The sequence below is a fragment of the Proteus vulgaris genome (assembly GCF_023100685.1).
Taxonomy (GTDB): domain Bacteria; phylum Pseudomonadota; class Gammaproteobacteria; order Enterobacterales; family Enterobacteriaceae; genus Proteus.
This window is the reverse complement of the sequence record NZ_CP090064.1, coordinates 2865522-2890579: the sequence shown is the minus strand read 5'-3', so window position 1 is coordinate 2890579 and position 25058 is coordinate 2865522. Positions and strand designations below refer to the sequence as shown.

The window sequence follows — 25058 nt, the reverse complement described above, 5'->3', positions numbered from 1 at the left end:
ATTGAATGAAACTAGGATATAAACGGCTTATTGCTGTTATCATTATTTTTCTGTTTGTGACCCCCATTTTAGTCTGGATGGCAGACAAAATTTGGCCTCTCCCTGATCCTGAACCTCAAATAGCAACTATTGTCACGGCACAAGATGGTACACCTCTTTGGCGTTTTGCTGATAAAGAGGGGGTGTGGCGTTATCATGTCAAACTTGCAGATGTTTCTCCTGAATATTTAGATGCTCTTATCACCTATGAAGACCGTTGGTTTTATCAACACCCAGGTGTTAACCCAATGGCAATATTACGAGCCGCATGGCAAGACTTGAGCTCAGGAAGGATTGTCTCAGGGGGAAGTACATTATCAATGCAAGTGGCTAGACTGATTGATCCACATTCTCGAACTTTGAGTGGAAAAATCAAACAGCTTTGGCGTACCTTGCAATTAGAATGGTATTACTCAAAAGACGAAATTTTGGAGATTTACCTCAATAGAGCACCTTTTGGCGGTACTTTAGAAGGTATTGGTGCGGCAAGTTGGGCTTATTTAGGTAAATCGCCCGCTGATTTGTCTGCAGGTGAAGCAACATTAATGGCGGTATTACCGCAAGCACCAAGTCGTTTGCGACCTGATAGATACCCTGAACGAGCTCAAGCTGCTCGCGATAAAGTGCTAGATAGGCTGGCAGAATATCAGATATGGTCACAAGAAAAAGTTGATGAAATAAAAGAAGAACAGGTTTTATTAGCACCAAGACAGACGCCACAATTGGCACCATTGCTTGCTCGTCGTATGTATAACGAAAAGCGAGAGCCTGTTATTACAACAACGATTGATATTAATATTCAACGACAACTTGAAGATATTGCCAATCAATGGAAGTATCAATTAGCCGATAAAACATCCTTGGCCATCTTAGTGGTTGATCATACGGATATGAGTGTGAAAGGGTATGTTGGCTCTGCGGATTTTAATGATAATTCGCGCTTTGGTCATGTTGATATGATCAGCGCATGGCGCTCGCCAGGTTCAACATTAAAACCTTTTATTTATGCACTTGCATTAGATGAAGGGCTTATTCATGCGGAATCACTCTTACAAGATGTACCTCGTCGATTTGATAATTATCGCCCCGGTAATTTTGACTCTGGTTTCAATGGTGCAGTCAGTGCCAGCGAAGCCTTAAGTCGTTCTTTGAATCTACCAGCAGTACAACTTATTGAGGTGTATGGTGCCAAGAAATTTGCAGCAAAATTGCGGCATAATCATCTTGAAATGCGCTTTCCTTATGGTTCAGAACCTAATTTAGCTCTGATTTTAGGGGGAACAGCAACACGTATGGATGAACTTGTTTCCGCCTTTAGTGCGTTGGCAAGGCAAGGAAAAACAGCACCTTTACGTTTTAAACCAGAGCAGATAATCGAAAATCGGGTATTAATGTCACCGGGCTCTGCGTGGATCACAAGGCGTATTTTGGCTGGAGAAGCCAGACCTCGTCCAGATAGTACTATTTCCCCCGTTGTTCCTTTGGCTTGGAAAACTGGTACCAGTTATGGCTATCGTGATGCATGGTCTATTGGAGTAAATGCACGTTATACCATTGGAGTCTGGGTGGGGAGGCCAGATGGCACTCCGGTTGCAGGACAATTTGGTTTTGCAACAGCGGTACCTATTATGAATCAAGTCAATAACTTACTCACAGGCTATTTCTATCAAAATAAACAGCGTCCACCGACAGATCTACGTCCTAGTAGTGTAACGGCGGCAACCATTTGTTGGCCAACAGGTAAGGCACTACCAAAAGAAGATAGCAATTGTAGAGTCAGTCGTCGAAGTTGGATCTTAGATAACACCATTCCACCAACTTTATTAAATGATAACCAAGAAGGTATTTTGGGGATCAACGAAAAAATTTGGTTAGATAATGAAGGTAAACGCACAGGGCCTAATTGCCCTAATGCAGAGTTAAAAGATATCGCCTTATGGCCGATAGCATTAGAAGCATGGTTGCCTGAAAAAGAGCATAGAGCAAAACGACTACCACTGATTTCTGAAACTTGTCCACCAATTAAAGAGGACATTATTCCCTTGTTTATTTCGGGTATTCGTGCGGGTGATTTACTAAGACCATTACCTGGTGAAACTAATCTTGAAATAACCGTTTCTACGCAAGGTGGAAGTGGTATGCAATGGTGGTTTTTAAATGGTGAACAAATAGGGAAGACTGAAAATGGTGAAACGTTCTCTTATTTACTAGAGAAACAAGGTAAATACCAATTATCGGTGCTTGATTTAAGTGGTCAAACGGATATGGTTAATTTTATATTCCGTTAAACTGAAACGATGAGATAAACGAGAACCGAGTGATTTTTAACTAAAATACGCTTTTTAATAAAGATAAAAGGATGATTAATAGCGTTTCATTACGGTTCTTTTTTATTATCATTTTTCAGTTTGAGCATGGGAAACGTTAAAAATGTGATTAGATCGATAATTTATAACTTTTTTGCCACAGTTTTTTAAAAAAAAAGGCTATTCAATCTGTGCAATTCATTTTTATCCTCCTATAATCGAGCCCTTATTTTTTGCAGGGAATGCGGTTTTTGATTCGTTTTTCCATGATCTGCGATAAAAGAGATAACAAAAGTTATCATTAATAAAATAATTTAGAGGTAAGACATGGCTATTCAGCGCACATTTTCTATTATCAAACCAAACGCAGTGAAAAAAAATGTTATCGGTGCTATCTACCACCGTTTTGAAAGTGCAGGTTTTAGCATCATTGGCGCTAAAATGTTGCATTTAACTCGCGAACAAGCTGAAGGCTTTTATGAAGAGCACAAAGGCCGTCCATTCTTTGATGGCTTAGTTGAATTTATGACTTCTGGCCCAATTATGGTTCAAGTGTTAGAAGGTGAAAATGCGATCCAACGTCACCGTGATCTGATGGGCGCAACTAATCCAGACAATGCATTAGCAGGCACATTACGTGCTGATTACGCTGACAGCTTTACTGAAAATGCGGTACATGGCTCAGATTCAGAAGCTTCTGCTGCTCGTGAAATCGCCTACTTCTTCACTGAAAACGAAGTTTGCGCGCGCTAATTTATTAGCATCTCTACGCGAAAAACAGTACAATGCGACGCCCTGTTTGATTATTAACAGGGCGTTTTTATTTATTGTTTAATTATACAAATATATAAGTATCCCATTAGCATCCATGCTAATGCAGGCCGCATAGTGTAACAACGAGGCAATGTCATGACCCAATCTACCACCCCAGCGCCAAGCGCTTCTGTCGCTGTTTCTAAAGAAAATACTGTGAATCAAAAAACTAAAATTAATCTGTTGGATTTAAATCGTAAACAGATGCGAGAGCTTTTTGTCTCTATGGGCGAAAAACCTTTCCGTGCTGACCAAATTATGAAGTGGATGTATCACTACTGTTATGACGATTTTGATCAAATGACAGATATCAACAAGGTGTTACGCAATAAATTAAAAGAAATTGCTGAAATTAAAGCACCTGAAGTTTCTGAAGAACAACGTTCAACTGATGGCACGATTAAATGGGCAATTAAAGTTGGCGATCAACAAGTCGAAACTGTGTATATCCCAGAAGATGATCGTGCAACGTTATGTGTTTCCTCCCAAGTCGGTTGCGCTTTAGAGTGTAAATTCTGCTCAACTGCACAGCAAGGTTTTAACCGTAACCTAAAAGTGTCTGAAATCATTGGGCAAGTGTGGCGTGCTGCTAAAATTATTGGTTCATTAAAAGAGACAGGGCGTCGTCCTATTACTAACGTTGTTATGATGGGAATGGGCGAGCCATTACTGAATTTAAATAATGTTATTCCAGCTCTTGAAATCATGATGGATGATTTTGGTTTTGGTTTATCTAAACGTCGTGTCACTGTATCTACATCAGGTGTTGTACCTGCATTAGATAAATTAGGTGATGCTGTTGATGTAGCGTTAGCTATTTCATTACATGCGCCAACCGATGATATTCGTGATGAAATCGTACCAATTAACAAGAAATATAATATTGAAATGTTTCTTGAAGGTGTTCGCCGTTATATTGCTAAATCAAATGCGAACCAGGGACGTGTTACTATTGAATATGTCATGCTTGATCATATTAATGATAGCACAGAACAAGCTCACCAATTAGCTGAGCTTTTAAAAGATACACCATGTAAAATTAACTTAATTCCATGGAACCCGTTCCCAGGCGCGCCATATGGACGTAGCTCTAATAGCCGTATTGATCGTTTCTCTAAAGTATTAATGGAGTATGGTTTCACAACGATTGTACGCAAAACGCGTGGTGATGATATTGATGCAGCGTGTGGACAATTAGCGGGTGATGTTATTGACCGCACAAAACGTACGCTGAAAAAACGCCAACAAGGTGAACTAATTTCAGTAAAAGCAGTCTGATACAGTTGGATATCTCTTTCTTTGTGAAGTGTATTACATAATTGCAAAGTAGAGAGAACAAGGATGAATATATTTAAGGAATATGACGATGATAAGGATATCATCAGTAATTATAACTATTGGCTTGATGTTATTGACACTAGGTTGTCAATCATCAGCCAATCAAGAACGTGTTGCAGTATTGACACGTTTACAATTAGGTGATGCTTACTTAGCTGAAAGGCAATACCAAGCCGCACAATATCATTTCCAAAAAGTGTTATCGGTGATGCCAAATCACCCTGAAGCTAATTTAGGAATGGCATTAACATCGCAGTTACTAGGGAATTCTATTCAAGCGTTAGATTATTACAAATTAGCGATGAAGTCGAAGCCAGTAAATGTTAATGTATTAAGGCTTTATGGTAATTTCCTTTGTGAACAAAAACTATTAAACAATAATAGTGTGTTAATTGAGGATATACCGCCAGATTATTTGGTCTGTCAGCAAAGTTTTCATAAAATATCAAAAAATTCGCGGTGATACGCTAAAGTACTTTGTGCTTTTGCGAGTTCATCAATGTTAAACATCCAATAGCCACAGTGCCTAGATTGCTAATGAATACTGAAAACAAAACCGAAGAAGTGAAATTAACAGCAGGTCAACTTTTACGTCAGGCACGAGAAAAAGTAGGGCTAACACAACAAACTGTTGCTGATCGACTTTGTTTGAAGTTATCAACAGTTCGCGAAATTGAAACAGATTCCGTTTCTTCTGATATTGCACCAACCTTCTTACGCGGATATATGCGTTCTTACGCCAAATTAGTTGGCGTTCCTGAAAAAGACATCCTTGGTTTTATCGACCAACAAGCGCCTGTGAAACAAATTAGGATGACAACCACACAAAATTATTCATTAGGTAAGCGTCACAAAAAACGTGAGGGTTGGCTGATGAAAATCACATGGGTGATTGTCATTGTAATGGTCGCACTCGTTGGTGTTTGGTGGTGGCAAGGTCATCAGGCGGATCAACAAGAATTAGTCTCTATGGCATCACAAGACATAGGGCAAAATAGTACACAAGAAAACACCAATACGGTAGATTCTCCATTAGCAACCTTAGATAATACGTCAACATCTGAAGGTGATAATTTACAAGTACCTGCATCGCCATTAGTCGATACTCAGGGGAGTAATGTTGCTACGTCACCAACAATTGAAACGACAACACCAGCACCTATAGAAGTTAGAACAGTTCCATTACCGGTATCGCCGTTAACAACATCAACAACTTCTCGTGCAAATTCAACACAAGAATCAACATCATCACAAGCGCCAGAGATAGCAAACCAATTAGTGTTAATGTTTGATGGTGAGTGTTGGTTAGAAATTCGTAATGCTCAAAATAAAATCTTATTTAATGGTATTAAGAAAGCGGGTGATCGTTTGGAATTTGATGGTGAGCAACCTTATAAACTAAAAATAGGCGCACCTTCTGTTACTCGCTTACAGTTTAATGGTGAATCAATTGATTTAAGTCGTTTTACTGGAAAAATAGCAAAAATAACAGTACCGAGCGCTTAATCTGACTACACATTTGAGCAAGCATGGAAGCATGGGAGAATTAATCAATGCATAAAGAATCACCTATTATTCGTCGCAAATCGACCCGAATTAATGTAGGTAATGTTCCTGTTGGCGATGGCGCACCTATCGCTGTACAGTCGATGACGAATACACGAACAACAGACGTAGAAGCGACTGTTCGCCAGATAAAATCTCTGGAACGTGTTGGGGTGGATATTGTTCGTGTTTCTGTACCTACAATGGATGCTGCTGAAGCATTCAAATTAATTAAGCAACAGGTTAATGTGCCTTTAGTAGCTGATATTCATTTTGACTATCGTATTGCATTAAAAGTCGCTGAATATGGCGTTGATTGCTTGCGTATCAACCCAGGTAATATTGGTAGTGAAGAGCGTATTCGTCAAGTTGTTGACTGTGCTCGCCATTATAATATTCCTATTCGTATTGGTGTAAACGGAGGCTCACTTGAAAAAGACATTCAAGAGAAATACGGAGAGCCTACACCTGAAGCGTTAGTTGAATCAGCAATGCGTCATGTCGATATTCTCGATCGACTGAACTTTGAACAATTTAAAGTTAGTGTAAAAGCCTCTGATGTTTTCCTTGCCGTAGATTCTTATCGCTTATTAGCGAAAAAAATTGATCAACCTTTACATCTTGGGATCACTGAAGCCGGTGGAGCAAGAGCAGGATCAGTTAAATCGGCTATTGGTTTAGGGATCTTATTATCAGAAGGTATTGGCGACACATTAAGAATTTCATTAGCGGCTGATCCTGTTGAAGAGGTTAAAGTCGGTTTTGATATTCTAAAATCATTACGTATTCGTTCTCGTGGTATTAACTTTATTGCGTGTCCGACATGTTCCCGTCAAGAATTTGATGTTATTGGAACAGTTAATGAATTAGAACAACGTCTAGAAGATATTATCACTCCAATGGATGTCTCTATTATCGGTTGTGTTGTTAATGGCCCTGGTGAAGCTGAGGTATCAACTTTAGGCGTTACTGGTGCTAAAACACGCAGTGGTTTTTATGAAGATGGCGTAAGACAAAAAGAACGTCTTGATAATGGTAATATGATTGATTTATTAGAAGCGAAGATCCGCGCTAAAGCGTCAATGCTTGATGACAGCATGCGTATAAATATAAATCAATTGGATAAATAACACTCAAAAAACTGGCTCATTAATCAATGAGCCAGTTTTACTATTGATTTCACGTTGAATACTGATTGATTTCGCTTCTATAATCAGCCTAACAATCAACTAATAACTATTAGAGAAGAAAAGTGGCACAAAAAATCCAAGCCATTCGTGGTATGAACGACTATCTACCTGCTGACACTCGTGTATGGCAGAAAATCGAAAATACGCTAAAACAAATTTTAGCGGGTTATGGTTTTAGTGAAATCAGAACACCTATCGTAGAGCATACCCCTCTATTTCAGCGAGCAATTGGTGAAGTCACTGATGTTGTTGAAAAAGAAATGTATACTTTTACCGATCGTGGTGAAGATGCGCAAAGCCTGACGTTACGCCCAGAAAATACTGCGGGCTGTGTACGTGCAGGTATCGAACATGGTTTGCTTTATAACCAAGAACAACGTTTATGGTATTTAGGGCCAATGTTCCGCTATGAGCGCCCTCAAAAAGGTCGTTATCGTCAATTCCACCAGTTAGGTGCAGAAGTCTTTGGTCTACAAGGCCCAGATATTGATGCGGAATTAATTATGTTAACTGCGCGCTGGTGGAAAGCGTTAGGTATTGCAGAACATGTAACATTAGAACTTAACTCGATTGGTTCATTAGAAGCGCGTGCTAAATACCGTGAAGCGTTAGTTGCTTTCTTAGAGCAGCATGTAGATAAGCTAGATGAAGACTGCAAACGTCGTATGTATTCTAACCCATTACGCGTTTTAGACTCAAAAAATCCAGAAATTCAGACTTTATTGAATGATGCGCCTGAACTTTTCGATTATCTTGATGACGAATCAAGAGCGCACTTTGATGGTCTTTGTGCATTACTAGATGCTGTGGGTATTACCTACCGCGTTAATCAGCGCTTAGTGCGAGGTTTAGATTATTATAACCGTACTGTTTTTGAGTGGGTTACCAGCGCATTAGGATCACAAGGCACAGTTTGTGCCGGTGGGCGTTACGATGGTCTAGTGAAGCAACTTGGCGGACATCCAACACCAGCGGTGGGTTTTGCAATGGGTATGGAGCGCATGATTTTATTAGTTCAAGCGGTTAACCCTGAATTTGTTGCAGACACTAATGTGGCTGATGTTTACCTTGCTTCTTTTGGTGAGAAGAGCCAAAGCTCAGCATTAATGCTTGCTGAAGAAATTCGTGACCAATTACCAACCTTACGTCTAATGACGAATCACGGTAACGGTAACTTTAAAAAGCAATTAGGACGTGCCGATAAACAAGGCGCTAAAATTGCATTGATTTTAGGCGAAGATGAAATTAATGCTGGCACCGTTGCAGTGAAAGATTTGCGTTCAGGAGAACAAACAATCGTTGCTCGTAATGAGCTAGCTCAGCAATTGACTCTGTTATTAGGTTAAGGAGAGACTTGTGGAAGTTTATAGCACCGAAAACGAACAAGTTGATGCAATTAAACAGTTTATAAAAAATTACGGTTTAACCATTGTTTTAGCTGCAGTTATTGGTTTTGGTGGTGTGTTTGGTTGGAAATATTGGCAATCACATCAAACAAATCGCCTGCAAGAAAGTGCAGGGGCTTTTGCAACAGTGAGTGAAGCACTCGCTAAACCGACTCCTGAAAATATTGCGTTAGCCGAAAAATTTGTTACAGATACAAATGATATTTATGGCGCATTAGCGTCATTAGAACTTGCACAGATTGCTATTGATGCTAATGACTTAGTTAATGGTGAGCGTCATCTGACAACCGCTGTTGCAAAAGTAAAAAATGATGCATTTGCAGATATGCTTAATCTTCGTTTAGCTCGCGTACAATTAGCATTAGATAAAACTGATGCAGCTTTGATTTCGTTAGAGCAAGTGAAAGGCAAAGCATGGAATGGAATGAAAAATTATATCCGTGGTGATGTATTAGCGAAAAAAGGCGATAATGCAGGTGCAGCAACGGCTTATCGTAGCGCATTAACAGATGAAAATGCGGGTGCTATTCGCTCACTGGTTGAACTTAAACTCAATAATTTATCCAATTAAAGGGATCTTCAGACATGCAACTGCGTAAAACTCTCCTGGTTGGTCTACTAGCATCTGCTTTATTGGCAGGGTGTTCTAGTGAACAGGATAATGTGACAATGTCTCCATTACCTGAGGTGCAGAGCCAATTTACACCTAGAGCTGTTTGGGACAAATCAGTTGGAAATGGTATTGGTAAATACTATTCTCACTTGTCACCAACATGGGATGGCCCAGTTGTCTATGTCGCTGATCGCCATGGTTTAGTTAAAGCGTTAGATTTGGAAACAGGTAAAGAGCTTTGGTCACAAGATCTCTCTATTAAAACCGGTTTTCTTTCATCTAATGAATCCGCATTACTTTCTGGTGGGCTGACTGTTTCAGGTACTCGTGTTTTTGTGGGAACTGAAAAAGCCAAAGTCTATGCGCTAAATACTGATAATGGTTCTATTGATTGGGAAACCGATGTTGCAGGGGAAGCCATTTCAAAACCTGTTGTTAGTGATGGATTAGTGCTTATTCATACCAGCAATGGCTTATTGCAAGGATTGGATTTATTAACTGGCGAAATATCATGGACAGTTAATTTAGATACCCCATCATTATCTCTTCGTGGTGAATCTGCGCCAGCTGTCGCTTATGGTGCTGCAATTATTGGTGCAGATAATGGCCGTGTCAGTGCAGTTATCCTTTCTCAAGGACAGCTGATTTGGCAACAAAATATTTCACAAATTAAAGGCTCAACAGAAATTAGCCGATTAAATGATGTGGATATGACACCTATTATTGATGAAAATACAGTATATGCAATGGCATATAACGGTAGCTTAGTTAGCCTTGATATGCGTTCTGGACAAATTCTTTGGAAACGCGATTTAGGTTCAGTCAATGATATGGTGCTATTAGGTGATAATCTTTACCTTGTTGACCAAAATGACCGAGTTTTATCTGTTCGTAAATCTGATGGTGTGACATTATGGACACAAGAAGATTTATTGCATCGTAATTTAACCGCACCTGCTATTTTTGATGGCTATTTAGTGGTTGGTGATGCAGAAGGTTATCTCCATTGGATTGATACTTCGACAGGTAAATTCATTGCACAAAACGAAGTGAATAGCTCTGGTTTATTAAGTCGTCCTCAAGCGGTAAATGATAAACTGATGATCCAAGCTCGTGACGGTAAGCTTTATCTTTATAGTCGGTAATTAATTACTGACAAATCTATTTATTTTACGGCTCCTTTAAAGGAGCCGTTTCGTCTTTTTAGTAATTACATGTAAAATACAATCAGAATTATGATTGTATTTTTATGAGGCATCAAAAAATGATACCCGTTATTGCCTTAGTAGGGCGCCCTAACGTGGGTAAATCCACGTTATTTAATCGACTAACACGCACCAGAGACGCATTAGTTGCCGATTTTCCAGGCCTCACTCGTGACCGTAAATACGGTCGTGCAGAGTTAGAGGGCGAAGAGTTTATTATTATTGATACTGGTGGTATTGATGGTGCTGAAGAGGGTGTTGAAACCCATATGGCATCACAATCATTACAGGCAATTCAAGAAGCCGACGTTGTACTCTTTTTAGTGGATGCACGTGCCGGTTTAATGCCAGCAGACCAAGGCATTGCCAAACATCTTCGTGGTGTTGAGAAAAAAACATATCTAGTTGCGAATAAAACAGACGGTATTGATACTGATACAGCATTAGCTGATTTCTATTCTTTAGGTTTAGGTGAAATTTTCCCAATTGCGGCTTCTCATGGTCGTGGTGTGGCTCAATTAATTGAACAAGCATTATTACCGATTACAGGAAAAGTGGTTGAAGAAGAAAAAGAGCTGACTGAAGAAGAAGAGAATGCAGCATATTGGGCTGCATTAGAAGCTGAGCAAGAAGCACAAGCATTAGAAGAGGAAGAAGATGACTTCGATCCTTCTACATTACCTGTAAAATTGGCGATTGTTGGTCGCCCTAATGTAGGTAAATCGACGCTGACAAATCGTATGCTTGGTGAAGATCGTGTTGTTGTTTACGATATGCCCGGTACAACCCGCGATAGTATCTACATTCCTATGGAACGAGATGATAAAGAATATATCATCATCGATACAGCAGGCGTTCGTAAGCGCGGCAAAGTGAAAGAAACTGTAGAAAAATTCTCTGTTATCAAAACGCTGCAAGCGATTGAAGATTCTAATGTTGCATTGTTAGTTATTGATGCGCGTGAAGGTATCTCAGACCAAGATCTTTCATTACTAGGTTATATCTTGAATGCGGGTCGTTCATTAGTGATTGCTGTTAATAAATGGGATGGCATGACACAAGACGATCGTGAACAAGTAAAAGCCATGCTTGATCTTAAACTGGGCTTTGTTGACTTTGCGCGAGTTCACTTTATTTCTGCATTACATGGTAGTGGTGTAGGTAATCTTTTTGAATCTATTCAAGAAGCTTATGTCTGTGCAACGCGTCGCGTAGGTACATCAATGCTCACTCGTATCATGAAGATGGCTGAAGATGATCACCAGCCACCAATTGTTCGTGGACGCCGTGTAAAAATGAAATATGCACACGCTGGTGGTTATAATCCACCTGTTGTAGTTATTCATGGTAATCAGGTAACTGATTTACCAGATAGCTATAAGCGTTATTTGATGAACTATTTCCGTCGTACTCTGCAAGTTATGGGGACGCCAATCCGTATTCAATTTAAAGAGGGTGAAAACCCTTATGCGGATAAGAAAAATAAATTAACACAATCTCAGTTGCGTAAACGTAAGCGTTTAATGTCACATTTGAAGAAATCAAAATAAGTTAATTTAGTACCAAAATAAAAACTGAGTTCAATTTATAATGAACTCAGTTTTTTTATCTCTAAGCATTATTTTTGGCTGCTTTCTTTCTATTATTGACGTGCTAACATCGCTAAGATAATTTAGTCTCTATTATTTATAAAAATAGTTATCACTGCCAGCTATAAAACTGGTGTTCCTTTCTTATTTTTGAGAAATATCTATGCTTAGAGTTATTCTTCTTTTTATTCTTTTGGGATATCAACATGTTGCTTTTAGTAGCAATGGTTCGGATGATTTTTCTATTGGACTCGTTTCCAATAAAGAAGATGGACTTTTTTTATACACCGATAAAGCGATACTTACAGGGCAATCTGTTTATACTTGCTTTAATGATCTCACAGATAAAAACAACGATCGTTGCTTATCATTAAAAGGTGAAGATTTTACCATTTCAGACAAACACAATGTGGTTTATGATCCTGTTGACGATAAAATAACTTATACATTTATTTATAATAAAAAAACGATGCAACTTGCACATTTTATGGATGAGTTGTCAGTATCTGTTATTTACCCTAATAACCCTAAGCAAGAAAATACAGTTAAAATCACAGGTGTTTTAAAGCAAGTTGAAATTACCTTTAATGAAAACAAAGTGAATATAACGAATTGCTATAGCTCTGAGGGAATACATATTTATAATAAAGATAATCTGAAAAAATATCACTTATATTATTATTTAGGCTTTGATGTTATTTCAGATTGCCCTGATGAGTTATTTGAAGAATAAAAAAAGCATCATTTAAACAAGGTGTTACTCCTCATTTGATATTGATTTCATTAATTTTTTTAATTTAATTATCATATAATGATATGGTTTTCATAAAAACTTAATTTAATTTTTCAAATAATAATTTAAAATGTAATTGATTCCTATTCGTCTTAATGAGCTATTATTTTGAAAAAAACAATTATCATTGCATCAATTTTTATGCTTTCTGCTTGTGCAACACCTGAAAAATGGGAAGCAAACACCAGCACACCATCTCCTTTAGATATCGCTAAAAATATGTGTATGCAAGAAGCCAATGCACGATATCCTGCGAGATATGTGGCTTCAAGTCAGCCTTCTTTTGCTCCAATGAAAATAAATGGTAAAGATATTCCAACTTCAGGGGCCGGGACATCTTTTCCTTCAGATGCGAATGAATGGCAGCGTAGGGATTATTTTAATACCTGTATGAGAGGAGAAGGCTGGGAAAATAAAAATAAAGTTACAGGATTACTGGCCTTTTTGTTTAATTGACTTTTAGTTAGTTAAACAAAACAAGTTAAAAATGAATTAAATACCCTGAATTTATAATAAATTCAGGGTTGTTTTTTCAGCATTAAGTAATGTGATATCAATGGTAAGCATACTACCTATCGCATCAATATAACGTTTAAGTATTAATAGTTTAAGGTCATTATCAGCACGTTACATTGTGGCGGTCGCGTGTGGCTGTACCTTTAATGATTTATTTTCTTTATACCCACTCTTTTTGGATCAAAAAGTCACTGTATAGCTTTGCTTCTGGAGTATCTGGCTCAGGCGAATAATCATATTCAAAACGGACCAAAGGTGGCATAGACATTAAAATAGACTCTGTTCTTCCACCACTTTGCAAGCCAAATAAAGTTCCTCTATCCCACACTAAATTAAACTCAACATAGCGACCACGGCGATAGAGTTGGAATTGGCGCTCACGCTCTCCCCAAGGCATTGATTTGCGTTTTTCAACTATAGGTAAGTAAGCATCAATATAACCAAGGCCGACACATTGAACAAACTCGAAACAATGGTCAAAATCTGGTGTATTTAAATCATCAAAGAAAAGCCCACCGACACCACGGGGTTCGTTGCGGTGTTTAATATAAAAGTAATCATCACACCATTTTTTATAACGTGGATAATAATCTTCACTAAAAGGGGTACAAACAGATTTAGCAACCTTATGCCAATGAATAACGTCTTCTTCAAATCCATAATAAGGTGTTAAATCAAAACCACCGCCAAACCACCAAATGGGATCTTCACCTTCTTTTTCAGCAATAAAAAAACGCACATTAGCATGAGAGGTAGGAATATAAGGATTAAGTGGGTGAATAACTAATGAAACACCCATTGCTTGGAAACGGCGTCCGGCTAATTCAGGACGATGTGCTGTTGCCGATTTAGGGAGTGACTCACCATAGACATGTGAAAAATTAACACCTGCTTGTTCGAAAAGTGCGCCATGAGTTAATACACGAGTACGGCCACCACCACCTTCTTTTCTTTCCCAATTATCTTGCTGAAAAGTAGCTTTTTGGTCTATGTTTTCAAGAGAGTGACAAATCGTATCTTGTAGTGATAAGAAAAATTCTTTAACGCGATGAATATCAGGTAAATTCATAATAACCTACAATTTTTATCATATTTATTAAAAATAGAACTCCATATTGTCTATGTTCTCATTTTCAAGTTGATTCATAAACCAAACAAGCGATAATAAATTCAGATTTGTATGAACAATAACAGGCAAAACCATGGAAATACGTGTATTTCGCCAAGATGATTTTGAGGCAATTATTACACTTTGGGAACGTTGCGATTTAATTTCGCCAGAGAACGATCCCGAAATTGATATTGAAAGAAAAATAAACCATTCACCTGATTTATTTCTGATTGCAGAAGTGGCCGGTGAACTAGTGGGGAGTGTAATGGGGGGCTACGATGGTCATCGTGGATCTTTATACTATTTAGGGGTTCACCCAGACTTTCGTGGCAGAGGCATTGCGAATGCATTGATCTCTCGATTAGAAAAAAAACTGATCGCGAAAGGATGCCCACAAATTACATTAGTTGTACCAGAAGAAAATGATGCAACGATTTTTATGTTTGAAAAGCTGTTGTATGAAGATCAAAACCAAGAAAGTACAACTTATACTAAACGATTAATTGTCGATCAGGATTTTGATCTCTAACATGACATAAGCCCTCAATATTTTGAGGGTTACTCTTACTTTTGTGTTTGCCTTTTCTGTTTCTCTATTTTTATCCCACACTTTATTCCCTTATTTTATACGTAAAATCTGATATTGCTTTTTCTGTGGAACAAACCGTGATGTAAAGGGTCGTAACTAGGCTTTCTTTTTCATGAGATTATTCGACGTTAAATTAGGTAATACTTTGTTATGCTAATTTATTGTGGGTGTTTTAGTCTGATGATTGAGGTGCGGTAAAGAGTAAGATAAGGTGTGCCTAATGACATCAATATCTATTTTAATGAGTGATGAAAAAGTTTAACGGAGAAATAAATGATGCCTAAATTTTGGTTACCCTTGTGTTTAAGCACAAGCGTTTTGTTATTAAGTGGCTGTTCATCCATGGGAGGAATGTCTTTTTCTGCACTAAATCCGATGAATTGGTTCTCAAATGATACGCTAACCGTTTCCGCTAATGGATTAGGTAATATTACAAACTCAACAAAAATTACAGAAAATGATATTAAGAATGAGTTAGGAAGTCGCTTTCATTATCGTGAAGGTATGGAAATGCAAGGCAATGATATTATCGTCGTTGTTCAGGGCCTAGATGATAATAAAATTCAAGTGGCTTTCTACGGCAAAGAAAAAGGCACAGTAGAGAAAATAGAAGTCTTTGATGCCAAGGCAACGACAGATTGGGGTACAACTATTGGTACACCATTTAAAGATATCTATAAAAAAGCCTTTGGTGCATGCAGCAAAGGCCCTAAGGATGAAAAACAGAGAACAATTTTATGTCAATCCACAGAAGCTAAATCGGTGAGTTATGTCTTTAGTGGACAATGGGATGGTCCTGATGGATTGATGCCACCGGATGAAGTTTTATCAAATTGGACGTTAACGCAAATTATTTGGCAGAACAAAACGCCTACACGCTATTCTCTATAATATATGGAAGATTTTATAATCAGACTGTCTGATATTTGTTAAAAGGCAAATCTTCGGAAAAAAATATTCGATATAATTAACATTATTCCGAGCGTTTTGATTATTGATTAGGGAAGCAATATGTCTCATGCACAAAGTGGCATTTTAGTCGCACATAGTAAATTTGGTCTTTTTATCGAAGCAATGGTCGTGGGTGAATTAGAATTTCTGCGTCAAGGATGTCAGAAATTTATGCAATCATTATCTGATTTACAAAAGCAATTTCCTGATGCGTCATTAGGCGCAGTTGTTGCATTTGGCTCTGATCTTTGGAAAAAATTATCAGATGAAAACAGTGCTCCTGAGCTAAAACCTTTTCGCCCATTAGGTAAAGGTTTAGCACCAGCGACACAACGTGATCTGCTTATTCACATTCAATCTATGCGCCATGATGTGAACTTTTCATTGGCACAAGCGGCAATTGCAGCTTTTGGGGATGTGATTAAAGTTGAAGAAGAAATTCATGGTTTCCGTTGGATAGAAGAGCGTGATTTAAGTGGTTTTATTGATGGTACTGAAAACCCACAAGATGATGAACGCTACGGTGTTGCATTGATTAATGATGGTGTAGATGCTGGTGGTAGTTATGTTTTAGTTCAGCGTTATGAGCATAACCTAAAAAAATGGGCTCGTTTTAGTGAATCAGATCAAGAAAAAATGATCGGTCGAACTAAAAAAGACAGTGTTGAACTTGATGAATCAGAACGTAATGTCACATCTCATGTTTCTCGTGTTGTGATTGAAGAAGATGGCGAAGAGTTAGCAATTTTACGTCACAGCCTCCCTTACGGTACTGCAAGTGGTAAACATGGTTTATATTTCTTAGCTTATTGTGGTCGTTTATATAATATTGAACAGCAATTACTAAGTATGTTTGGTGAATTAGATGGTAAACACGATGACTTATTACGTATGAGTAAGCCTGTTACAGGAAGTTATTACTTTGCTCCATCTTATGAAGTCTTAAAAGCACTATAAATTGCCAAGCATTAAATAATTTTTTATTGATAAAATGCCTGCTTTAATCGCAGGCATTTTTGTCTGAATTTTTTTCACATTAATTCCAATTGATGTAAATTTAATTAATTAGCTTGCGTTTTACTCAATTTTAATAGCTTTCAGTTATATCAAATAACAAAAGCTAACTACACTGTTATAAATAAAGCCGATAAAGTAACCATTAGAATAAAACTTACAATGATGGGTACTTTTGATGAAGAAAAACACAATCAGAACCTTTGCATTACAAGCAACTACAGCATTGTCTTTGGTTGTCAGCAGTTATGCAGGGGCTGCTCAATTACTTAATAGCTCTTATGACATTGCGCGAGAGTTATTCACACAGCTAAATAGTGATTTTAAAACTCAGTGGGATGCACAGCATCCTGATGACAAAGTGACTATCAAACAATCTCATGCGGGTTCTTCTAAGCAAGCACTTGCGATATTGCAAGGGCTACCTGCTGATGTAGTGACATATAACCAAGTGACCGATGTGCAAATTCTGCATGATAAAGGCAAGCTTATTCCTGCGGATTGGCAACAACGTCTTCCTAATAATAGCTCACCTTATTATTCCACTATGGCGTATTTAGTGCGCAAAGGTAATCCTAAAAATATTACGACATGGGAGGATTTAATTCGCGAAGATGTCAAAGTGGTTTTCCCTAATCCAAAAACATCAGGTAATGGGCGCTATACCTATTTAGCTGCTTGGGGAGCTTTTGAAAAAGCCTATGGTAATGATGAGAAAACCCAAGAAGCAATGAAAAAGTTCCTTAAAAATGTTGAAGTGTTTGATACAGGAGGGCGTGGCGCTACAACCTCTTTTATTGAGCGTGGTCTTGGGGATGTGCTGATCAGTTTTGAATCCGAAGTTAATAATATTCGCCAGCAATATGGTGAAGATGAATATCAAGTTATTGTGCCACCCGTAGATATTCTAGCTGAGTTTCCAGTCGCTTGGATTGATAAAAATGTGCAACGTAATGACACAGAAACATTGGCAAAAGCTTACCTCAATTATTTATACAGTCCTAAAGCACAAGAGATCATCACGCAATTTAACTATCGCGTGAATGATAAAGCTGTTATGGCTCAAAAAGCAGCACAATTTCCAGCAACATCTTTATTTACCGTTGAAGAGATATTTGGTGACTGGAATAACGTGATGAAAACGCATTTCACAACTGATGGCATGCTTGACAAGTTATTAGCGCAAGGACGTCAATAATGTTTACCACAACCAGTAAACGAGTATTACCGGGATTTGGATTAAGCTTAGGCGGAACACTGTTTTATACCTGCTTGATCTTACTATTACCAATGAGTGCGCTGGTTGTGCAACTTTCTGATATGAGCTGGGCGCAATATTGGGCCGTCATAACGCATCCCCAAATTGTTGCCGCGTATAAAGTCACACTACTTGCGGCTGCGGTTGCCAGTATTTTTAATGCTATTTTTGGCATGTTGCTTGCGTGGATCATTACACGTTACCGTTTTCCAGGTAGACAACTACTTGATGGTTTAATGGACTTGCCTTTTGCTTTACCTACTGCGGTTGCAGGATTGACGCTCGCTACTCTGTTTTCAACGCAAGGTTGGTATGGCTTTGTGTTAGATAAATTTGATATCAAAGTAATTAACACATGGATTGGTATCGCTGTTGCGATGGCTTTTACCAGTTTACCTTTTGTAGTAAGAACGGTTCAGCCAGTGCTTGAAGAGTTAGGCCCAGAGTATGAAGAGGCCGCTGAAACGCTAGGAGCGAGCCGTTGGCAAACATTTCGTAAAGTTGTATTACCTGAATTATCACCCGCGCTAATTGCTGGAACCGCGCTCTCTTTTACACGCAGTTTGGGGGAGTTTGGTGCCGTTATTTTTATTGCCGGTAATATTGCATGGCAAACAGAAGTGGTTTCCTTGATGATTTTTATTCGATTACAAGAGTTTGATTATCCTGCAGCTAGTGCTGTGGCTTCTGTGATTTTACTTGTTTCTTTAGTCTTACTGTTTTCAATTAATGGATTGCAAAGCCGATTTGGACAACGGTTGAGGGGGCATTGATGTCAGATATTATACAGCAACGCTCTATTTATCGTCGCCAGATTGATTGGATAAAATGGGGATTAATCCTTACAGGCGTTGTGTTATCCATTTTATTTTTAGTTGTGCCTATAGCGTGGATCTTTATGACCGCGTTTTCAAAAGGTATTGAAATATTTACTGAAAACTTATTAGACGGCGATATGTTACATGCTGTCTGGTTAACGGTATTAATCGCGTTAATCACCGTACCTGTCAATATGTTGTTTGGTGTCAGTATGGCATGGCTGGTTACTCGCTTTCGTTTCCCAGGACGCCAACTATTAATGACACTAATTGATATTCCTTTTGCGGTATCGCCCGTTGTCGCTGGACTGCTCTACTTACTTTTTTACGGTAGTAATGGATGGGCAGGGCAATGGTTATCTCAGTTTGATATTCAGCTTATGTTTTCATGGCCGGGAATGGTATTAGTTACGGTGTTTGTCACTTGCCCTTTTGTGGTTAGAGAACTGGTGCCGGTGATGATGAGTCAAGGTAGCCAAGAAGATGAAGCCGCTGTGTTATTAGGAGCGAGTGGATGGAAAATGTTTTGGCGTGTGACATTACCGAATATTCGCTGGGCATTGTTATATGGTGTGATATTAACCAATGCCAGAGCCATTGGTGAGTTCGGAGCTGTTTCAGTGGTATCTGGTGCTATTCGTGGTGAAACCTATTCACTGCCGTTACAAGTTGAATTGCTACATCAAGATTACAATACCGTTGGTGCCTTTACGGCCGCCGCATTACTCGCCATGATGGCGATATTCACCTTAATGTTTAAAAGTGCATTGCAATGGCACTTAGCGCGTCAGCAATGACATCATTATTGACACAAAAGTAGAGGCAAAATATGAGTATTGAAATTAATAACGTCACAAAATATTTTGATCGCACCGAAGTGTTGCATGATGTCAGTCTTGATGTCGCTTCAGGTGAAATGGTGGCATTGTTAGGGCCTTCAGGATCAGGAAAAACAACACTTTTACGTATTATTGCGGGATTAGAACATCAAACCCAAGGGAAAATCTGTTTTGAAGGACAAGATGTTAGTCGATTACATGCTCGTTCACGTAAAGTCGGTTTTGTTTTTCAGCATTATGCGCTGTTTCGCCATATGACCGTATTTGAGAATATTGCATTTGGCTTAACCGTATTACCACGTCGTGAAAGACCAAGCAAAGATGCTATTCATAAAAAAGTGACTCAACTATTGGAGATGATCCAATTGCCTCACTTAGCTCAACGTTATCCTGCACAATTATCGGGTGGGCAAAAACAGCGGGTGGCTTTAGCAAGGGCTTTGGCTGTTGAACCTCAAATTTTACTACTCGATGAGCCTTTTGGCGCTTTAGACGCAAAAGTAAGAACAGAATTACGCCGTTGGTTACGTGAGTTGCATGAAGAACTTAAATTTACTAGCGTTTTTGTGACTCATGATCAACAAGAAGCAATGGAAGTGGCTGATCGCATTGTGATAATGGGGAATGGAAAAATAGAACAAGTAGGTACACCACAAGGAGTGTGGCAATCACCTTCAAGCCGTTTTGTACTCGAATTTCTAGGTGATGTTAATCATCTACAAGGTGAGATTAATGGCGCACAATTACATATTGGGGGCTATCACTTGCCATTATCGGTGACACCGCTTTATCAAGGTGAAGTAGATGTATTTTTACGTCCTTGGGAAATAGCATTAAGTACACATGAAAATAGTGTCTGTCGATTACCGGTTAAAGTCATTGAGGTTTCACCTAAAGGACATTATTGGCAATTGATTTTACAACCCATTGGATGGAGTAAAACGCCAATTACGGCAGTATGGAATGAGATGTCTTTAACGCCAGCAAAAGGAAACACCTATTATATGGGAGGTGCCCAAGCCCGTTTATATTCGGGTGATACTCCCTTAAAAACCGTGTCGTTGGCGTATACCGCGTAATTATATTTCTCATTGTACTTTCTAATTATCACCCATGCCTATTTTTAAGCATGGGTGTTTTGGTTTTGACAATAGCCTAAAGTTATCTAAATACGTTAATGCTATTGCGTTAATAAGTTAAATGTGATTTCTTCATTAATACAGACAAATAAATGAGCAGGGACTTATTGTGGCAGGGTTAGAACAATTTATTGGTAATACACCATTAGTAAAACTACAACGACTTACGCAAGAAGTAGACGCTGAAATCTGGGTTAAACTTGAAGGTAATAACCCAGCAGGTTCAGTGAAAGACAGAGCCGCATTATCTATGATTGAACAAGCAGAATTACGTGGTGAAATAAAGCCAGGTGATACGCTTATTGAGGCAACTAGTGGTAATACTGGGATTGCCTTAGCCATGATTGCAGCGGTAAAAGGTTACCGTTTAAAGCTGTTAATGCCTGAGAATATGAGTAAAGAACGTCAAGCATCAATGCAAGCTTATGGCGCAGAATTGATTTTAGTGAGTCGTGAAGTCGGTATGGAAGGTGCACGAGATCTCGCACAACAAATGGAACAGCAGGGAGAGGGAAAAGTATTAGATCAATTTAATAACCCAGATAATCCAAGAGCCCATTTTTTGTCAACAGGCCCCGAAATTTGGCAACAGACGCAAGGTCGTATTACACATTTTGTTTCGAGTATGGGAACAACGGGGACGATCACCGGTGTGGGTAGTTACTTAAAAACACAATCTGATAGCGTGCAAATTATTGGACTTCAGCCAGAAGAAAAAAGCCAAATTCCAGGTATTCGTCGCTGGTCGCCCGCTTATTTGCCGGGAATTTTTAAAAAAGAGCTGGTGGATAGTGTGATTGATATGTCTCAAACCGAAGCAGAATCAACGATGCGCCTTTTAGCAAGTCAAGAGGGTATCTTCTGTGGTGTGAGTTCTGGAGGCGCTGTTGCTGGCGCTCTGCGCGTTGCAAAAGAAAATCCAGGGGCAGTGATTGTGGCCATTGTGTGTGATAGAGGGGATCGTTATTTATCAACAGGCGTTTACTCGTCATAATTCAAGTTGTAGCGTTGTTGACTGCGCTCATTCGCACTAGTCACATACTTGTGTATGTTCCTAGCGACTTATTCCCTTGTCGCCTAGCTACACCTTGAATTATTTAGAGTATTTACTCGTTATACTTCAAGTTGTAGCGTTGTTGACTGCGCTCATTCGCACTAGTCACATACTTGTGTATGTTCCTAGCGACTTATTCCCTTGTCGCCTAGCTACACCTTGAATTATTTAGAGTATTTACTCGTTATACTTCAAGTTGTAGCGTTGTTGACTGCGCTCATTCGCACTAGTCACATACTTGTGTATGCTCCTAGCGACTCATTTACTTATCTCCTAGCTACACCTTGAATTATTTAGAATATTTACTCGTTATACTTCAAGTTGTAGCAGTTGTTAACTGCGTTCATTCACACTAGTCACATACTTATGTATGTTCTTAGCGACTTATTCCCTTGTCGCCTAACTGCATCTTGAATTATTTAGAGTAATAATATCGTCGAATGAGTTAGAGTATTTTTTGGGTTTTGAATATAAAAAAACCGCCACATTATTGGTGGCGGTTTAAATAGAGAACATCTCAGAAGATTATTTTTTAATCTGAATAATAACGGTTTCACCAACAGTAACTGGGCCTGTCATTTTGGTTAAACCTTGAATTTCATCCATATTAGAAATGACAACTGGCGTTAGAACTGATTTTGCTTTTTCTTCTAATACAGCCAAGTCAAATTCTAAAATAGTATCACCAACTTTTACTTGCTGACCTTCTTCAGCGATACGTTTAAACCCTTCACCTTTCAGTTCAACAGTGTCGATACCGAAGTGGACAAATAACTCGATACCGTTGTCAGACTCAATAGAGAAAGCATGGTTAGTCTCGAAAATTTTACCGATAGTACCATCGACTGGTGCAACAATTTTATTACCAGCAGGTTTGATAGCAATACCGTCACCTACGATTTTTTCAGCGAAAACAACATCAGGAACATCTTCGATATTGACGATTTCACCTGAAAGTGGTGCAACAATATCAATCGTGCCACTGCCTTTCTTTTCCTCTGAAACCAGTGATTTTAATTTATCAAACAGACCCATGAATCTTCTCCTAATTATTGTAGTTGGGACCGGGCTCTGGCTAATGCGATTAGCACAGTGTCTTTTCTTTAGTAAAAGTTTCTACTAAGTCCATCAATTCTTTTGCAGTTGGCTGAGCAAGTGCTTGCTCTGCTAGTGCTCTTGCATCATCGTAATTCGCATTGCGGATCACTTTTTTGATGCGAGGAATTGAAATAGCACTCATACTAAACTCATCTAATCCCATGCCTAGAAGGAGCAGTGTTGCTCGTTCATCTCCAGCAAGTTCACCACACATTCCAGTCCATTTACCTTCAGCATGTGATGCATCAATCACCTGTTTTATCAGGTTGAGTACTGCAGGTGACATTGGATTATATAGATGAGATATCAGCTCATTTCCACGGTCTACAGCCAGAGTATATTGTGTTAGATCGTTAGTCCCAATACTGAAAAAGTCAACTTCTTTTGCCATATGGCGAGCCATTACTGCAGCTGCTGGTGTTTCTACCATCACACCGACTTCAATAGACTCATCAAAAGCTTTATTTTCTTCACGAAGTTGGCTTTTCAATATTTCAAGTTCTGCTTTCAATGCGCGGATCTCTTCAACAGAGATAATCATTGGAAACATAATACGCAGTTTACCAAAAGCAGATGCTCTTAAGATAGCACGTAATTGTGAATGAAGGATCTCTTTACGGTCAAGACAAATACGAATTGCACGCCAACCTAAGAATGGGTTCTCTTCTTTGGGTAGATTCATGTAAGGTAAGTCTTTATCACCGCCAATATCCATAGTACGAATAATGACCGCAGGACTTCCAACCGCTTCTGCTACCGCTTTATAGGCTTGGAATTGCTCATCTTCTGTTGGTAAAGAGTCTCTATCCATAAATAAAAATTCAGTACGATACAGACCAACACCTTCAGCACCGTTACGTTCAGCACCAGCAACATCACGAACTGTACCAATATTAGCGCAAACTTCGACTTGGTGCCCATCAAGTGTAATGGCAGGTAAATCTTTGAGTTTTGCTAATTCTTCTTTTTCGTGCAGATACTCTTCTTTGATGGCTTTTAATGCTTCGAGTTCTTCGTCAGATGGATTAATAATGATTTTGTTATTAATCGCATCAAGAACCAGATAATCGTCTTTTTTAATGGTTTGTGTCGCATTAGATGTGCCCACAATAGCAGGGATTTCTAATGAACGAGCCATAATAGAAGTGTGAGATGTTCTGCCCCCTAAGTCAGTAATAAAGCCTAATACGTTATCTAGGCTTAATTGAGCTGTTTCAGAAGGGGTGAGGTCAGTTGCCACTAGAATAACTTTTTCTGAAATAGCACTTAAATCGATAATTGGCATTTCTAAAATATTACGCATCAAGCGTTTACCAATATCACGAACGTCAGCAGCACGCTCTTTTAAATACTCGTCATCTAATGCTTCTAATGCGGTGGCTTGATCTTCAATAACAGATTGAACAGCAGCTTCGGCAGTTTTTTTGTCGCTTTTGATAAGAGTAACAATTTCTTGTTCCAACTCTTCATCTTCTAACAACATGATATGGCCTTCAAAGATTTCGGCTTTATCTGCACCGAGATTCTTTTCAGCACGCTCTTTAATGATTTCTAGTTGTTGTGCAGATTTATTACGGCCATCTTTAAAGCGCTCGATTTGATTCTCAATTTCATCACTTTGGATCTTACGTTGGCTAATGATGATTGGTTCTTCTTTGAGGAGAAGGGTTTGACCAAATGCGATACCGGGTGATGCTAAAATTCCTGAAATCATAATTTATCCTACGACTTGCTGGTGATAATCTTAAAAGAATAGGATTGCAAAATACTGTTGTTTTAAAATCATCATTAGAGGTTAACTCCCCTGAATGGTTTCAGGGGAATAAATACTGTG

General features: G+C 38.7%; 23 protein-coding genes. 20 read left to right on the top strand and 3 right to left on the bottom strand.

Annotated elements, in window-relative coordinates:
• Window positions 1-5: 5 nt before the first annotated feature.
• The 12 genes from pbpC (at window position 6) to LW139_RS13935 (ending at window position 13293) form a co-directional block, all read left to right on the top strand.
• Complete coding sequence (gene pbpC / locus LW139_RS13990; protein ID WP_247850093.1) at window positions 6-2327, top strand: peptidoglycan glycosyltransferase PbpC; 2322 nt, start codon at window positions 6-8, stop codon at window positions 2325-2327.
• Window positions 2328-2672: 345 nt separating this feature from the next.
• A complete protein-coding gene (gene ndk, locus LW139_RS13985; RefSeq protein WP_023581630.1) occupies window positions 2673-3098 on the top strand; it encodes a nucleoside-diphosphate kinase in 426 nt (141 codons plus the stop codon).
• A 156-nt stretch (window positions 3099-3254) separates the two neighbouring features.
• On the top strand, window positions 3255-4436 hold the full coding sequence (locus LW139_RS13980; RefSeq protein WP_109407318.1) for a bifunctional tRNA (adenosine(37)-C2)-methyltransferase TrmG/ribosomal RNA large subunit methyltransferase RlmN: 1182 nt from the start codon (window positions 3255-3257) through the stop codon (window positions 4434-4436).
• A gap of 88 nt (window positions 4437-4524) precedes the next feature.
• Complete coding sequence (locus LW139_RS13975) at window positions 4525-4959, top strand: hypothetical protein (protein WP_166540780.1); 435 nt, start codon at window positions 4525-4527, stop codon at window positions 4957-4959.
• Between the two features lie 74 nt (window positions 4960-5033).
• On the top strand, window positions 5034-6002 hold the full coding sequence (gene rodZ / locus LW139_RS13970) for a cytoskeleton protein RodZ (protein ID WP_210812925.1): 969 nt from the start codon (window positions 5034-5036) through the stop codon (window positions 6000-6002).
• 47 nt (window positions 6003-6049) lie between these two features.
• Window positions 6050-7171, top strand: a complete 1122-nt coding sequence (gene ispG, locus LW139_RS13965; RefSeq protein ID WP_166540778.1) for a flavodoxin-dependent (E)-4-hydroxy-3-methylbut-2-enyl-diphosphate synthase — start codon at window positions 6050-6052, stop codon at window positions 7169-7171.
• A 122-nt stretch (window positions 7172-7293) separates the two neighbouring features.
• Window positions 7294-8577, top strand: a complete 1284-nt coding sequence (hisS, locus tag LW139_RS13960; protein WP_247850092.1) for a histidine--tRNA ligase — start codon at window positions 7294-7296, stop codon at window positions 8575-8577.
• A 10-nt stretch (window positions 8578-8587) separates the two neighbouring features.
• A complete protein-coding gene (locus LW139_RS13955) occupies window positions 8588-9208 on the top strand; it encodes a YfgM family protein (RefSeq protein WP_227335761.1) in 621 nt (206 codons plus the stop codon).
• Window positions 9209-9222: 14 nt separating this feature from the next.
• Window positions 9223-10395 (top strand): outer membrane protein assembly factor BamB, encoded by a 1173-nt coding sequence (bamB, locus tag LW139_RS13950; RefSeq protein WP_227335760.1) that lies wholly within the window; start codon window positions 9223-9225, stop codon window positions 10393-10395.
• A gap of 119 nt (window positions 10396-10514) precedes the next feature.
• Window positions 10515-12005, top strand: a complete 1491-nt coding sequence (gene der, locus LW139_RS13945; protein ID WP_109407312.1) for a ribosome biogenesis GTPase Der — start codon at window positions 10515-10517, stop codon at window positions 12003-12005.
• Between the two features lie 202 nt (window positions 12006-12207).
• Complete coding sequence (locus LW139_RS13940) at window positions 12208-12777, top strand: hypothetical protein (RefSeq protein WP_247850091.1); 570 nt, start codon at window positions 12208-12210, stop codon at window positions 12775-12777.
• Window positions 12778-12945: 168 nt separating this feature from the next.
• Window positions 12946-13293 carry a hypothetical protein gene (locus LW139_RS13935; RefSeq protein ID WP_247603573.1) on the top strand — a complete coding sequence of 116 codons (348 nt, stop codon included), beginning with the start codon at window positions 12946-12948 and terminating at the stop codon, window positions 13291-13293.
• 220 nt (window positions 13294-13513) lie between these two features.
• Here the strand turns inward: LW139_RS13935 and hemF are convergent, their stop codons facing one another.
• Window positions 13514-14422, bottom strand: a complete 909-nt coding sequence (hemF, locus tag LW139_RS13930; protein WP_247850090.1) for an oxygen-dependent coproporphyrinogen oxidase — start codon at window positions 14420-14422, stop codon at window positions 13514-13516.
• Between the two features lie 133 nt (window positions 14423-14555).
• Here hemF and LW139_RS13925 point away from each other — a divergent pair, with 133 nt between their 5' ends.
• From LW139_RS13925 to cysM, 8 genes are all read left to right on the top strand, one after another.
• Window positions 14556-14993, top strand: a complete 438-nt coding sequence (locus LW139_RS13925) for a GNAT family acetyltransferase (protein WP_166540773.1) — start codon at window positions 14556-14558, stop codon at window positions 14991-14993.
• 333 nt (window positions 14994-15326) lie between these two features.
• Window positions 15327-15944, top strand: coding sequence for an RpoE-regulated lipoprotein (locus LW139_RS13920; RefSeq protein WP_227335758.1), 618 nt, complete (start codon window positions 15327-15329; stop codon window positions 15942-15944).
• A gap of 120 nt (window positions 15945-16064) precedes the next feature.
• Window positions 16065-16961 carry a Dyp-type peroxidase gene (locus tag LW139_RS13915; protein WP_166540772.1) on the top strand — a complete coding sequence of 299 codons (897 nt, stop codon included), beginning with the start codon at window positions 16065-16067 and terminating at the stop codon, window positions 16959-16961.
• A 235-nt stretch (window positions 16962-17196) separates the two neighbouring features.
• A complete protein-coding gene (cysP, locus tag LW139_RS13910; protein WP_247850089.1) occupies window positions 17197-18216 on the top strand; it encodes a thiosulfate ABC transporter substrate-binding protein CysP in 1020 nt (339 codons plus the stop codon).
• A complete protein-coding gene (cysT, locus tag LW139_RS13905) occupies window positions 18216-19049 on the top strand; it encodes a sulfate/thiosulfate ABC transporter permease CysT (protein WP_072068681.1) in 834 nt (277 codons plus the stop codon). Before cysP ends, cysT begins: the two co-directional genes overlap by 1 nt.
• Window positions 19049-19891 (top strand): sulfate/thiosulfate ABC transporter permease CysW, encoded by an 843-nt coding sequence (gene cysW / locus LW139_RS13900; protein WP_247850088.1) that lies wholly within the window; start codon window positions 19049-19051, stop codon window positions 19889-19891. Before cysT ends, cysW begins: the two co-directional genes overlap by 1 nt.
• Before the next feature lie 32 nt (window positions 19892-19923).
• A complete protein-coding gene (cysA, locus tag LW139_RS13895) occupies window positions 19924-21012 on the top strand; it encodes a sulfate/thiosulfate ABC transporter ATP-binding protein CysA (protein WP_247850087.1) in 1089 nt (362 codons plus the stop codon).
• A 169-nt stretch (window positions 21013-21181) separates the two neighbouring features.
• On the top strand, window positions 21182-22066 hold the full coding sequence (gene cysM / locus LW139_RS13890; RefSeq protein WP_109407304.1) for a cysteine synthase CysM: 885 nt from the start codon (window positions 21182-21184) through the stop codon (window positions 22064-22066).
• 585 nt (window positions 22067-22651) lie between these two features.
• Here the strand turns inward: cysM and crr are convergent.
• Complete coding sequence (gene crr / locus LW139_RS13885) at window positions 22652-23161, bottom strand: PTS glucose transporter subunit IIA (protein WP_036935451.1); 510 nt, start codon at window positions 23159-23161, stop codon at window positions 22652-22654.
• A 49-nt stretch (window positions 23162-23210) separates the two neighbouring features.
• A complete protein-coding gene (gene ptsI, locus LW139_RS13880; protein WP_109407303.1) occupies window positions 23211-24938 on the bottom strand; it encodes a phosphoenolpyruvate-protein phosphotransferase PtsI in 1728 nt (575 codons plus the stop codon).
• Window positions 24939-25058 lie beyond the last annotated feature (120 nt).

Excerpts from the sequence above, each read along its gene's own strand:
- ispG (WP_166540778.1), top strand. The coding sequence starts at position 6,050 with ATGCATAAAGAATCACCTATTATTCGTCGCAAATCGACCCGAATTAAT.
- cysA (WP_247850087.1), top strand. The coding sequence starts at position 19,924 with ATGAGTATTGAAATTAATAACGTCACAAAATATTTTGATCGCACCGAA.
- cysW (WP_247850088.1), top strand. The coding sequence starts at position 19,049 with ATGTCAGATATTATACAGCAACGCTCTATTTATCGTCGCCAGATTGAT.
- LW139_RS13920 (WP_227335758.1), top strand. The coding sequence starts at position 15,327 with ATGATGCCTAAATTTTGGTTACCCTTGTGTTTAAGCACAAGCGTTTTG.
- LW139_RS13975 (WP_166540780.1), top strand. The coding sequence starts at position 4,525 with ATGATAAGGATATCATCAGTAATTATAACTATTGGCTTGATGTTATTG.
- LW139_RS13980 (WP_109407318.1), top strand. The coding sequence starts at position 3,255 with ATGACCCAATCTACCACCCCAGCGCCAAGCGCTTCTGTCGCTGTTTCT.
- LW139_RS13940 (WP_247850091.1), top strand. The coding sequence starts at position 12,208 with ATGCTTAGAGTTATTCTTCTTTTTATTCTTTTGGGATATCAACATGTT.
- ndk (WP_023581630.1), top strand. The coding sequence starts at position 2,673 with ATGGCTATTCAGCGCACATTTTCTATTATCAAACCAAACGCAGTGAAA.
- der (WP_109407312.1), top strand. The coding sequence starts at position 10,515 with ATGATACCCGTTATTGCCTTAGTAGGGCGCCCTAACGTGGGTAAATCC.
- cysT (WP_072068681.1), top strand. The coding sequence starts at position 18,216 with ATGTTTACCACAACCAGTAAACGAGTATTACCGGGATTTGGATTAAGC.
- LW139_RS13915 (WP_166540772.1), top strand. The coding sequence starts at position 16,065 with ATGTCTCATGCACAAAGTGGCATTTTAGTCGCACATAGTAAATTTGGT.
- crr (WP_036935451.1), bottom strand. The coding sequence starts at position 23,161 with ATGGGTCTGTTTGATAAATTAAAATCACTGGTTTCAGAGGAAAAGAAA.
- ptsI (WP_109407303.1), bottom strand. The coding sequence starts at position 24,938 with ATGATTTCAGGAATTTTAGCATCACCCGGTATCGCATTTGGTCAAACC.
- bamB (WP_227335760.1), top strand. The coding sequence starts at position 9,223 with ATGCAACTGCGTAAAACTCTCCTGGTTGGTCTACTAGCATCTGCTTTA.
- hemF (WP_247850090.1), bottom strand. The coding sequence starts at position 14,422 with ATGAATTTACCTGATATTCATCGCGTTAAAGAATTTTTCTTATCACTA.
- LW139_RS13925 (WP_166540773.1), top strand. The coding sequence starts at position 14,556 with ATGGAAATACGTGTATTTCGCCAAGATGATTTTGAGGCAATTATTACA.
- cysP (WP_247850089.1), top strand. The coding sequence starts at position 17,197 with ATGAAGAAAAACACAATCAGAACCTTTGCATTACAAGCAACTACAGCA.
- pbpC (WP_247850093.1), top strand. The coding sequence starts at position 6 with ATGAAACTAGGATATAAACGGCTTATTGCTGTTATCATTATTTTTCTG.
- rodZ (WP_210812925.1), top strand. The coding sequence starts at position 5,034 with ATGAATACTGAAAACAAAACCGAAGAAGTGAAATTAACAGCAGGTCAA.